This is a genomic window from Aliivibrio sp. SR45-2 (assembly GCF_963890165.1).
GTDB classification, from domain to species: Bacteria; Pseudomonadota; Gammaproteobacteria; order Enterobacterales; family Vibrionaceae; genus Aliivibrio; species Aliivibrio salmonicida.
The window spans coordinates 13,555-26,427 of sequence record NZ_CAWPRC010000033.1; the positions used below are offsets into that span (position 1 = coordinate 13,555).

Sequence of the window (12,873 nt, forward strand, 5' to 3'; positions counted from 1 at the left end):
AAGCGCACAAAAATCATACTAACCCCACCAAAAAATGAGACATCACTTCATGTAATCCTACCCTTATGACATAATATCTTGTAATTATACAAGGACTATAGATTGAAATTATGGCTATTAATCAATGGAATGGTTACTTACTTGAGCAAGTACGCCAACTGCCAATGGCATCATCAAAACAGCAAGTGCAATTTCAACTCAACACGATTGAAGTGGAAGCATCGAAGCTAAATCGATTGATCCCTCAGGAATTTGAATTAATTTTCACAGCCTATATGCAAGCTAGAACAGGTAAACTCATCGCCGCTATCAGTACTTTTTTTGATGCGATCAGTCTTGCTCAACAAACCAACCAAGAATTTTTGATCTGCTTTTGCCATTATAATATTGGCACCCTTTATGGCATGCTCGGTAATTATTTCTATGCGAATAAATTTTTAACGAAAGCAGAAAAATCACAACAATTTTGCGATCATTATATCTGCGCTATTATTAAAAATAATATTGGGGATATTTTTCGTCAGCTTGGTAACTTCACTGAAGCACTCACTTATTTATCTTCCGCCGCAGAGACCTTAAAACAATATGGTCCTCAAGGATCAGCCGCGCTCCCTCTGTTTAATATTGCAGAAATTAAAGCCAAACAATTCCACTTTTCAGAAGCCGAAATAATTTTATCTTCTTTGTACCCAGTAATAAAAAATGAAGCCAGATACTTAGGTTTTTATTATAAAATTAATGCAGAGATTGCAGGCAGCCAAGAAGACGGTGACAAAGCAGAAGAGTACCACCTACTTTCAATTGAAAATATGAAAGCATCTAATAACGATTATTATCTATCAGAAATGATTTTAGAATATTGCCATTTTCTTACGAGTAACAATAAATTTGATGCCCTTGATGATTATATTCAACAGGGGTTAGTCATTGCTAAATCGTTAGAGAGTGATAAATTAATTGATGGTTTCAACGATATCATTCTACTTAGAATTCAAGATATTAAAGATATTACAATTAGAGAGGAGCACTATAAAACACTCACCTCCTCTCTTCTTAATTCAAGACGTGAACTCTTAAAACGCGAAAATGAGTACCTACAACAATTATATCGTTTAAACACCACTAAACTTGAATTAAGTACAATGAAAGCCTTATCAGACAATCTGGCGGTTATTAATAAAATTGGCCAATATATTAGTACCTCGACTGATATACAAAGTATCTTACCAAAGATACAACATGACCTTTCTTCATTATTTCAAACAGACACTCTCGCACTAGGGTTTTACGAACAACATAGAAATGAGATAGTCATTCATTATTTAGATGACTCTACTATTGTAGATGCTCCTTATGTCTCTCATTGTGATAAAGAAGCAACTTACATGAGCTATTGTATTAGTACCGCGACCCCATTTTATTTTAATCACATGACTTGTGAAGAAAAAATAGCCTTACTGGGAGATAGCTGCAATAAAAAAGTTAACTTTCACTCTGCAATGTTTGCCCCTATTTTTATTAATAATGAAGTAAATGCGGTATTTACAATTCAAGCAAAAGAGAGCTACCAATACCAAGCCTTTCATTTTGAGTTATTTTCTCAACTGATTAGCTACATCTCTATATCACTTGAAAATCAACAAAACAGACAACAACTTTTAGCGTTATCTCAAACCGATCACCTTACGCAAGTTTGGAATAGAAAATCCCTAGACATTCATTTTCATCAATTAATGTCTCAAAAAATAAAATACTTCACAGGGGTAATGATTGATATCGACCATTATAAAGAATACAACGATACTTATGGGCACGTTGCTGGCGACGAGGTATTAATTCAAGTCAGTAATATCATCAAAAAATATTTTTACAGCTTAACCACAAATGTCTACCGCTATGGTGGGGATGAGTTTTTTGCTTTATTAGAAGGCATTGATCAAGAAAAAACACAGCATAAACTATCTTGTATGCTTGAAGAGCTTACATCTCTGCAAATTCCACATAAAAACTCAACGTGCTCAACCTACGTTTCAGCGTCAGTTGGCATTGCTTATTTATCTGATAATGAAAAAAATATCACGCTAAATCAATTGATTGATGAATCAGATAAAGCGCTTTACCATGCAAAGCGAAACGGCCGAAATCAGTTTTGTGAGCGGTCTCAATTTACCAAATTAAACGCTGAAACCTTAAGGCATTAATTCATTTTTAAACTATGTTATAGTCACTAATCTATTTTTATCATCCTTAATCAAACAATGAAAATACATATAAATAAAACTATAACGATCACCAACCAACCAAATATTTCGTTGCTAGAAGTGATGGAACAACAAGGCATGGTCGTCGAATCACACTGCCGTAACGGTGATTGTGGCACTTGCCGGTGCACGTTAGTGTCTGGAGAAGTCAGTTACTCTACGTTCCCACTTGCTTTTTTAGCCCCTAATGAAATATTGCCTTGCGTTTGTACAGCAAAAACAGATCTTGTTATCGACGATCTTACGTTCCAAACTCTCGCAAAAAAAGCATAAAAAAAGCGACCCTTCTAGGATCGCATTATTAGGTTATCAAGCACACCAATACGTTAAACTATAACGCACTCTGTGGTACGTAAATTTCTGATTCACGATTTATCGATTCATATTGACCAAACATCGGTTTTTTTTCTAAACAACGACGCAGCATATCTAACATAAGTGTCGAGACTAATGAACGCATATCATTATAATTATAATCACGCTTTAGGCTGATTAACTGTCCCCATTCGCCATAAGCCGTTGACAATGCAACAGCAACTTTGCCATTAAACATAGGACCAGAAGCTAAACCAATTGACGTTTGAGTTCTCTCTCGTGTTGCCGCCGCCAGTGCTAAAGCAGCAGCCAGTGGATCTTGCCCTGCCATTTGCTGATCAATTTTAGAAGATAAAATCCAACCCTGCTTCATGCAAGAACGAATTTGTTCATCTTCTTGCAACCAATTGGTTAACCACCCACCCGTCGCCTGCTCCGCAACCGTAAAGTTCAGCATAAATTCAGACAGTAATGCACCTACATTAGGGAGCATTGACTCATCAACACTAACAACATTGTCCCCTAGAAGGTGATATATCGTCTCTAACGTAGGGAACCGTCCATCATGATTTGCCGGACCAAATAATTTCACTTCAATAAAAGGTAACGAAGATCGGTATCCAATTTCAAAACCATACGGAAGTCGTACACTTTGAAGCTTATCCTGAATACCCGATTCTGATAAACCAAACGTAAACAATCGGCTGCATTCAGACGCTTCAGTCATTGGATGCCATTGTTTCATACGTGGCAAGATTTGATGCTCAACCATTACTTTAAACTCCGATGGGACGCCTGGAGTAAAAATAACGATTGTTTTATTTAATTCAATGAAGAAACCACACGCAGTACCAACAGGGTTCTCAATCAACTGAGCACCTTCAGGTAACATTGCTTGTTTAATGTTACTCCGTGGCATCTCTTTACCCTGCTCTAAATAACGAGCCTGCATGCGATCTAGCCAATATTGTGACATCACAAGTGGGCAGTTCATTACTTTCGCTGCCGCTTCACCAGAAATATCATCAGAGGTAGGGCCTAAACCCCCATTTACAATCACAATAGAGGCATTTTGGCTTTGATGCTGAATTTCAGAAACCAATGAATCTATGTTATCCCCAACCGTTGAGCGGTTAGATAACTTAAACCCATGCTGATAAAATAACTGAGACATCCATGCTGCATTGGTGTCAACAATGTCGCCATGTAAGACTTCCTCTCCTGTGCTGATCATTGCAATTTGCAACATGCACTTTTCCTCTTTGATATTTCTATAATTGTCTCTAATTTATCACATTAGGCTATTCAAAAACTATGATGTTGAGTAAATATTACCGTTATTAAAGCCCACTCAATATTTTGTAATTAAAAGTTTACACCTAGTGTATTCTTATTTTTACAATAATTTGAATTAGAGATAAATAGGCAGTACATTCGCATCACTAACAAAGTATTACAGAAAAAAAGAGACAGTCTATGAAGTCAAAAGTATTCGGAAGTTCACTTATAATTGCAGGAACGACCATCGGTGCAGGCATGCTAGCCTTGCCATTAGTCTCGGCAAGTCTTGGATTCTTTACAGCAAGTGTATTAATGATAGCCATTTGGGCAGTGATGAGCTATACGAGTTTGCTGATGCTAGAAGTTCATCAGCACAGTGATCGTTCAGCAACATTGCATAGCTTAGCTTTGCAGTTTCTGGGAAAGAATGGACAACGACTGGCTACCTTTTCGATGCTTTTTCTTTTTTACGCTTTATGTGCCGCTTACATTGCCGGAGGCAGTGAGCAATTTCACACCAAAATTAATCAACTTTCTTTTATTTCATTATCGAAAACGAGCTCAACGATTCTATTCACCCTTATTATCGCGTTCATTATTTCACTAGGCACAAAAACCGTCGATTTTATTAATCGTGGGTTATTTAGCTTAAAAATCGTAATGCTAATTGCGATACTCTTCTTCTTAACCCCGAATATTAGTGGCGAGTACTTATTAGCATTACCGGTTGAACAAGGTGTTTTCATTACGGCTTTACCTGTAGTGTTTACCTCTTTTGGTTTCCACGGAAGTATTCCTTCGATAGTGAAATACTTAGAACTTGATATTAAGAAAATTAAAATCAGTTTATTGGTTGGATCATCAATTCCACTTGTCATTTACCTTTTTTGGCAAGGCATTACACTTGGTCTATTGTCGCAAAGTGAATTCTCAACGATAAATAGCTTAACCGCCTTTATAACGACGATTCAAAACTCGATAGATAAAGCTTACATTCAACAAGCCTTGTCCTTATTTGCCGATCTCGCTTTGATCACGTCATTTATAGGAGTCAGTCTTGGATTGTTTGACTTTTTACGTGATTCATCTAAAAAATGGCAACAATCTACCATTATTACAGCATTACTAACTTACACTCCTCCCTTGTTATTTGCTTTGTTTTATCCACAAGGATTTATTATGGCACTAGGGTATGCCGCTATTGCACTTGTTATTTTAGCGTTATTCTTGCCTGTTGCTTTGGTTCTTTCTGCACGAAAAGTACATACAGGTACTCATTACCAAGTAGCAAGCAAGAACTTAGGGTTAATCGTAGCGGTCATCCTTGGAGTAACAATAATTGGCTGCCAAATAGTGGTATCACTCTAAATATAATACCTAATAATAGTTTTATTAACCGAAGTCTGAACTATCATTAAAAGTTATAAACACTCGTTTTTATGAGTGTTTTTACTTTTATGTTTTGCATTTTATCTCTAATAGTAGATAATTGTGACCTAGCTCGTATTTAATATAGTTAAGGACTTTCAGTGAAAAAACAAGCAATAGCCAGTTTGCTTTTAGGGTGCACTGCGTCAACACAAGCATTTGCACTTGATACTAACAGCGCTTATGACATCGATTATAAAAGTGATTGTTCTAGCAACATTTATTCAAGCTATTGCTCTGCGGCTTCATTTGATTTCTCCCCGGTACGATTAGCGGGCGATGTGACGCCATCAAAAAAAGCGGATAATAACGATTTCGCGACAGAACAAGTCCCCCATTATCTACGCGTATCTGATCAACGAGATTGGGATTACTTACTCGCGCAATCCTATACAATCCTTGGCTTAAGTGTCGCCACTGTTGGTTTAATGACATTTCTACCAGAAAGTATCACTAAATGGGATTCTGAAGATTCAAGTCTTAAAGGTCTTGGCTCTAAATGGAAAGATAATGTCACTGCGGGTCCTGTTTGGGATAAAGATGAGCATTTCTTAAACTATGTAATGCACCCTTATTTTGGTGGTGTGTACTATACCGCAGCTCGACATGCCGGTTTTAATGAATTTGAATCATTCCTATACTCAACAACGATGTCTACTTTTTTCTGGGAATATGGTGTAGAAGCATTTGCTGAAGTCCCATCAATTCAAGATTTATTTGTAACGCCTTTCTTTGGTGCCGTTGTTGGTGAACTAATGCTGCAACAAGAGCTTAGTATCACTGCAAATGGTGGCGAAGTATTAGGATCAGACACATTAGGTAGCGTCAGCTTATTCTTCTTAAACCCAGTGGGTCATATTCATTATTGGGTAACCGATGCATGGGGTGGAGATACTGAAGTTAACCTTGCTTATAATGCTTGGTTTAGTAATGGTGATGCTGCACAATTTGCTTATGATGCAGGCATGCCTTACACCGACCAATTTGTCGGCCTTGAAGTTAAATTAAAATTCTAAGCGTATCGACACTCAAAAGAAGACATCCTAAGCGGTGTCTTTTTTTATATCTAAAATTCGCCCTAACCTAATCCTGATTCCAGTCGTTATCTTTTCATTTTTAATGATTAATCGCGACAGAATAAATCGCTCATCTAATTAATGTCATATGAGTCTGATTTTAACAAAGAAAATAATCTGGTGTTTATGTTAATTAGAATGCTTAGCTTAGTTAGATTACAAACACAAAGTTACAGACACAAAAAAGCCGAGGCAATCTCGGCTTTTTTGTGTCTTAAAGCTACTTACTAAAACATTACGCTGCTTTGTAAATTACTTTATTACCAGCAAGTTGTTCACGTACAACAAGGTTTTCTTCAACTAGCTTTTTCAAGCCACCTGTCGCCCATGCTGCCGCTTTTGCTTCTTCTTGACCAGCTGCTACGCCAATCTCTTTTGAATTGATACCTTCAGGATTCTGGCAAACAATATCAAATACAGCCTTTTGCTTTGGCGTTAGAGCGATGTCCGTCGCTACTGCTGCCACTGTAGGTGCTGCAACAACTACTGCTTCCACTTTTTTCTCAACTGGTTTAGCTACTTTTGCAGGTTTAACTGCTTTTTTCACTTCAGTTTTTGGTGTAGTTGCTTTAATGCGTTTATGCAGCTTTGACTGTACTTTACGTTTGTGAGCAATTTTCATGAAACTTAAACTCCGTTGCGCTATATCTATTTTAAAGCAATAAAGCTCGAAAACGATAGCGGAAAAAAGATGTCAATCCCTAAAATGAAACTCAAATAGTTGTATCGGAATTGGCGAAGCGCGTTTTATACCAAAAAACGCGCAATATTTATAGGCATGGCTGCACTGTATGGCGAAAAGTGCGGCACTTTTGCCAAAATACTTACCAAAGAGGCAATTCATCCGCTACAAATGGATTTGTTTTACGTTCATAACCAAACGTAGACTCAGGTCCATGTCCCGGTACAAATTTCATCTCATTACCTAAAGGCCACAGTTTTGTTTTAATTGATGCAATTAATGTTTCGTAATCACCTTTAGGGAAATCAGAACGACCAATCGCACCTTTAAACAATACATCACCAACAAATGCCATCTTAGCTTCTTGATTAAACAGTATTACATGACCGGGAGTATGACCCGGAGTATGCAGCACATGCAGTGCTTGATTACCAAATTCAACAATATCGCCTTCCTCTAACCATTGATTGGGTTCAAACGCATCAGTATGTGGAAAACCAAATCGTTGACTTTGACTTGGAAGCCCTTGTAACCAAAATTCATCTTCTTTATGCGGACCAATAATTGGAGCACCCGTTAATGCAGCTAAAGGCTCTGTGCCACCAACATGGTCTAGGTGACCATGAGTTAATACCAAACTAACAACATCGATATTCAATGCGTCTATCGCTTGTTTTAGAAGGTCCACATCACCACCAGGATCAACCACCACACCTTTCATTGTTTCATCACACCAAACAATAGAGCAGTTTTGCTCATAAGCCGTAACCGGAATAATTTGATATTGTAAGCTCATGTTTATCTCTTCTTAAATAAATTATCCTAAGAATAACATGACTATTATTTAAGTGGTATTCAGACCAGAATTTTACTCCAATGATTATCCCACATTACCGTTGTTTGATGGCTTTCAACCTCGCCACTTTCAGTTCGCCCAACCACCTTTCCGGCACCTGAACTAATATACCACCGTGGAATATCTTTATAATTACGACTTACCACCACCCCAGAGGCATCAACTAAAGTCACAATCTCAACCAAAGCATTTTGTTTTAAATCCCATACACCATAGCAATTCCCTCTAGGAGACGTTGCAATCACGTGCTCACCCAATACGGAGATACTGGCAATGTAATGATTAAATCTAAGCCATTCTTCTGGTTCTGCATTTAATTGAACTAACGGTTTACCACGTTCATGGATGGCCACTAACGGCATACCATCTTCGGGTTCCCCACGATATTGTTGTCCGCACAATACTCGCCCATCATCCGCTAATGATAAATGACGAATACTTAACTTATGATCTGGAAGCCCTACGCTTTCAAGGACCTCCCCTGTAACCGTCGACAGATACACCAATGCAGGAATCATCGTTTCAATATTCATCGGCTCTCTGTCTTTGGTATGCACACCACCAACCCCAATGGCCAATGTGGTGTCATCGACTTTTATAATTTCGTGAGGACCAATTCCAAAATCGGTAAATTCATGCACTTTCGTTAATTGGTTATTTGAAAGGTGGTAAACACCTACAATTCCCTTACTGGTCTCTTTCTCTCCCTCAGTGACATACAACGTCTTACCATCAGAAGAAAACACACCGTGACCATAAAAATAGCGATTAGGCATCGCCGCGGTAATTGAAAAACTCTCACCCGTTTTAACAGTAAACAATTGCATATAACTGCCGGGCCTACGAGCAAACGCAACCGCGAGCGAACCATCAGGGCTTATCGCAACACCATGCCCTCTTTCAGGTAAAGAAATAGCATGAATAGGAAGTCCCTCGCTGTCAGCCACAATCGCATTAAAGTGCCCATTAGCAGTACGAGCACAAGAGATCAGTGATGGCGAACCATTTTTCTCATGAGTATTGATTCCAGAGCAAGCGGCTAACCAAGGGGACAACGTAACCACCCCAACACCACCTTTCAATAAGCTCCGTCTTTGCTTATTAATCTCCATCAGTGGCATTAAATCCTATTGCGATGTTCAATTCGATGGCGACTTCTTCGTGGATTAAGTATTTCAAATACTCTAACTTATTGTATAAAGAGAGGGTTTGTTGGTATCCAAGTTTACTTTGTAATGTCGTAAATAAAGAAGGACTTTCAGGCCACGTTTCTAACGTAGATGAAAAATGGTCAACAATACGATCCGCTAAATCTACATGCCCTTCCATTCTCAAATGATGATCTAATCCGAAACCATTTGCTAAATACAACGCCTGCATTGCCTCAACGTTTTTTTCCAGCATAAGTAATGAGGTTTCTGAACGCCATGCCTCAGAAAAATAAGGTCTCGGTTGACCTATTTTTGCTAACGGTCTGCTTATTTTTTTCATACTGTAATCAAGTTGATTCGCAAGCAACGCAACGTATTCGTTTAACCACATGGTTTCATCTACTTCGTCCCACGGGTTAGTTTGCCACGCTTGTGCTATTTTCTGAGCGTTTAATGAAAAGTTACTCGTTATTGCACTGCCTAATTCGCACGAACCTTCACTTGGTAGTGTTGAGGCATCATCAAATAACAACCACTCTATCGCTCCTAACCCTTGAGTTGTCACACTTTGCCGTTGGATCTCCGGGATATTCCACTCTTGATCTTTAGTCAGCAATTGGCTCATTTTTCTACCTGTGGTGTTTTTCTTATCAGGCCAGAATTGCATATTCCAATTTAATGATAATGCTGACTCAGGACCTCTCTCTTGTCCTTGTAAAGCCATCCACGCTTCCATTGTTTGTTGCCATTGTTCAGTTAACTCACCTTTATGCTGTCCACTAGTGCAATAAGCCGCAAACTTATCCGACAATCGTTGACTTGAAGCCGCTAAACGCTCAGCCGATTGTTTTTCAATAAAATAAACATGATCGACCATTTGAATGGAATCTGGTTGCTCACTCGTTGTACTTTGACAAGCCGTTAAAAAAACCACGGAGACGAATAATAAATAAAGAGGTTTCATAGCTAATCCCTATAGCGACGCTAAAAACGCTAATAATGCGTTACGATCTTGGGTTGATAGTTTGACGACATCATCACGGCTTTGCTGCGCTTCACCACCGTGCCATAGAATGGCTTCAAGGGCGTTTCTAGCACGCCCATCATGCAACATCTCTGTATGCCCATTCACTTCTTGTAAGTAACCTAACCCCCATAACGGTGGCGTTCTCCACTCTTGTCCATCCGCTAAAAATTCGGGACGATTATCAGAGAGCCCTTCCCCCATATCATGCAATAACATATCGGTGTAAGGATGAATGGTTTGATTCGACAATGCAGGTCTGTTCGTAATATTGGCTGTTTTAATATTCGACTGATGGCAACTTTCACATCCAATGTCTTTAAAGATTCTTTGACCGGCGATCACTTGAGGATCCTTTACATTACGACGAATAGGAACAGCAAGATGTTGTGAATAAAATTCAACAAAGTTTAGGATCTTATCACTCACTTCTGGCGTACCGCCATGGGGTAGCTTTTCACAAATAGTTTGAGCTTGAGTGCAATCATCTTTCGGGAATAAATTACTGGTTAATCCAAGATCACCATTAAATGCCGCCGCATTTTGTTGCATTAAACTCGGTTGGCCGGCTTTCCAGCCAAATCGACCTAAAACCAATGCTTCGTTTTTTACATCCCATACACGATTCGCTTTCCCTGAGATGCCGTTATTGTCCTGCTGCTGTTTCTTTGCAAACTCTAGGATCGTTGATTCAGGAATTGACTCTAGTAATCCTAAGCCAATCATGGGTGGTGCAACCCGTGCAGACATCAGCACATTTTTATCCATCTCCCCATAAGCTAACTCTTTAATAGATAAGTTCGGTTTACGAAGAGTGACAACGTCACCATCAGACAGCTGCACTTTCTTTTCACTGTAAGTAATGTGTATCTGGCCCTCAGGCTTTGCACCAGACAACGAAAAATCTTGTAACTGTCCGCCATAGATAGGTTCAGGAATAACACCCTCAATAATTACGCGTTTTTTCTGCTCCGGTGTTAATGCAGGAATACTTAAACGCACCAGCATTGAAACGGCATTAGTATCCCCTTCTCTTGGTGCATGACCTCGACCATCTTTAATATGGCAATTTTGACAACCGTTAGTATTGAATAATGGACCTAATCCATCTCTAGCATCCGTTGATGCAGGGGCTTGCACCCAAGGGTTACGAAAAAAGCTGTTGCCCACACTAAAATCTAAACGCTTACTCATTGGAAGATTGGCGGCAGGTAAAGAAAACGCATTTGCCCCTTCTTTTCGCACACTGGTTTTTCCTCCAGAAGCAACATCAGAAGAATGCACAGAAAAAGAAGTAACGATAAGCAGAAGAAGCGTTCCAGCGACTGAAGATTTCATGATATCTAAGATCCTGATATTCATTAGCAATAATTAACCAATGGTTAAACGAAAAACGGCTCAATCACTTTCTCGGGGAAGAAAAGTAATTGAGCCTAGGTACAACGTTACCGAATAAAGAGTCGTAAATTAAAACTCATGATCCGCGGTATCAGGATTTAAGCTTGTAATGCCAATGATATTAGCCGCACGCTCAATCGACGCCGTTTGAGTCACTAATGCCATAATCGATTGATTAACCAATGCATTCCCTGCCGCATTATTTGCAGCAATGAGTTGATCAAAATGTTGATTGTTTTCTTCTGCAGAAATCACCAATGTTTTCACTTGCTCGCGAGCTTGATCAAACTGTTGTTGGATCTCTTTGGCCGCTTTTTTGTCTTTTTGAGCCACCAATTCATGAATACTTGGGCCTGCTAATGTTGTTCCATCCGTACGTTTGTATGTACCGGTATAAACATTGTAGATGCCTTGTTCATTATAATAATGAGAGTTATGCGTGTTATCAGAAAAACAATCATGCTCATCTTCTGTCGAGTTAGCCTCTAATGCTACCTTCATACGCTCACCAGCAAGCTCACCTAAAGACAAAGAGCCCATACCAAATAGCATTTTACGAAGACCTTGCTTTGAAGACTCTGCCAGTAGTTCTGCTCGGTAATTTGTCTCGCCTTCTTTCCACTGTTTTTCCATCCAAGACAAATCACTGATCAATAATTCAGACGCCGCTTTTAAATATTCAGCACGACGCTCACAATTACCGTTCGTACATGCCGAACCGATGGCATAATCCGTATAAGGACGCTCACCAGCTCCGGCATTCGTTCCATTGAGATCTTGACCCCATAGAAGAAATTCAATCGCATGGTAACCAGTTGCTACATTCGCTTCAGATCCACCTAACTCATTAAGAGCAGCTAAGTGATCGGCTTTAATGTCGGTAACATCAATTGTTTCTGCTCCGATTTTAATGCTTTCAGAAGAGACAATATTTGCTTTGGCGCCATCATTACCTAATTCGTATTGGTAATCATCAGCCACATAATCAATCAACCCTTCATCAAGTGGCCATGCATTTAATTGCCCTTCCCAATCATCAACCACTGGGTTACCAAAACGAAAAACTTCGGATTGTTGGTAAGGAACACGAGCGGCTTTCCATGCGATTTTTGCTTGCTCTAGTGTTTTCTCTGAAGGGTTCGCTAAAAAAGCATTTAACGTGGTATCAAGCGATTGTGCTGTGGTTAATGCATCGCTATAAACCGCATGAGCGATATCTGCGTAATGTTCGACTACTTCAGATTGAGTTGCTGCATAGGAAAAAGTAGGTAAAACAAATAGTGATGCAGTAAGTAAATTCCGAGTAATGTTGACGTGATTCATGAATCATCCTTGTTGAGCAAATGAATTTTAGTCATTAACCTGCCTTTCTTGTTAGGAAGTATTAATGATAATTATTTT

The 12,873-nt window shown here is 39.1% G+C and carries 11 protein-coding genes; 4 read left to right on the plus strand and 7 right to left on the minus strand.

Annotated elements, in window-relative coordinates:
* The first annotated feature begins 110 nt into the window (after positions 1 to 110).
* Entirely contained in the window at positions 111 to 2,201 is a 2,091-nt protein-coding gene (locus AACV33_RS01585) for a sensor domain-containing diguanylate cyclase (protein WP_182699750.1), read from the plus strand.
* 57 nt (positions 2,202 to 2,258) lie between these two features.
* Complete coding sequence (gene yfaE / locus AACV33_RS01590) at positions 2,259 to 2,534, plus strand: class I ribonucleotide reductase maintenance protein YfaE (protein ID WP_017020468.1); 276 nt, start codon at positions 2,259 to 2,261, stop codon at positions 2,532 to 2,534.
* Between the two features lie 58 nt (positions 2,535 to 2,592).
* Here the strand turns inward: yfaE and AACV33_RS01595 are convergent, their stop codons facing one another.
* Complete coding sequence (locus tag AACV33_RS01595; RefSeq protein ID WP_017020469.1) at positions 2,593 to 3,825, minus strand: CinA family nicotinamide mononucleotide deamidase-related protein; 1,233 nt, start codon at positions 3,823 to 3,825, stop codon at positions 2,593 to 2,595.
* Between the two features lie 227 nt (positions 3,826 to 4,052).
* On the opposite strand from AACV33_RS01595, the gene AACV33_RS01600 reads away from it, so the two are divergent.
* Positions 4,053 to 5,225: an aromatic amino acid transport family protein gene (locus AACV33_RS01600; protein ID WP_023603146.1), complete on the plus strand. Its 1,173-nt coding sequence runs from the start codon at positions 4,053 to 4,055 to the stop codon at positions 5,223 to 5,225.
* Between the two features lie 161 nt (positions 5,226 to 5,386).
* Positions 5,387 to 6,301, plus strand: coding sequence for a DUF3943 domain-containing protein (locus AACV33_RS01605; protein WP_012550368.1), 915 nt, complete (start codon positions 5,387 to 5,389; stop codon positions 6,299 to 6,301).
* A 295-nt stretch (positions 6,302 to 6,596) separates the two neighbouring features.
* Here the strand turns inward: AACV33_RS01605 and AACV33_RS01610 are convergent, their stop codons facing one another.
* The 6 genes from AACV33_RS01610 to AACV33_RS01635 all read right to left on the minus strand — a co-directional run bounded on the left by AACV33_RS01610 (position 6,597) and on the right by AACV33_RS01635 (position 12,795).
* A complete protein-coding gene (locus tag AACV33_RS01610; protein WP_012550369.1) occupies positions 6,597 to 6,983 on the minus strand; it encodes a hypothetical protein in 387 nt (128 codons plus the stop codon).
* A gap of 202 nt (positions 6,984 to 7,185) precedes the next feature.
* Positions 7,186 to 7,839, minus strand: a complete 654-nt coding sequence (locus tag AACV33_RS01615; RefSeq protein ID WP_012550370.1) for an MBL fold metallo-hydrolase — start codon at positions 7,837 to 7,839, stop codon at positions 7,186 to 7,188.
* Between the two features lie 59 nt (positions 7,840 to 7,898).
* Positions 7,899 to 9,020 (minus strand): DUF1513 domain-containing protein, encoded by a 1,122-nt coding sequence (locus AACV33_RS01620; RefSeq protein ID WP_182699751.1) that lies wholly within the window; start codon positions 9,018 to 9,020, stop codon positions 7,899 to 7,901.
* Positions 9,001 to 10,014, minus strand: coding sequence for an imelysin family protein (locus tag AACV33_RS01625; protein WP_017020475.1), 1,014 nt, complete (start codon positions 10,012 to 10,014; stop codon positions 9,001 to 9,003). The genes AACV33_RS01620 and AACV33_RS01625 overlap by 20 nt, the downstream gene beginning before the upstream one ends.
* A gap of 9 nt (positions 10,015 to 10,023) precedes the next feature.
* A complete protein-coding gene (locus tag AACV33_RS01630; protein ID WP_065610580.1) occupies positions 10,024 to 11,412 on the minus strand; it encodes a di-heme oxidoreductase family protein in 1,389 nt (462 codons plus the stop codon).
* Positions 11,413 to 11,541: 129 nt separating this feature from the next.
* Positions 11,542 to 12,795 (minus strand): imelysin family protein, encoded by a 1,254-nt coding sequence (locus tag AACV33_RS01635; RefSeq protein ID WP_065610582.1) that lies wholly within the window; start codon positions 12,793 to 12,795, stop codon positions 11,542 to 11,544.
* Between the last annotated feature and the right edge of the window lie 78 nt (positions 12,796 to 12,873).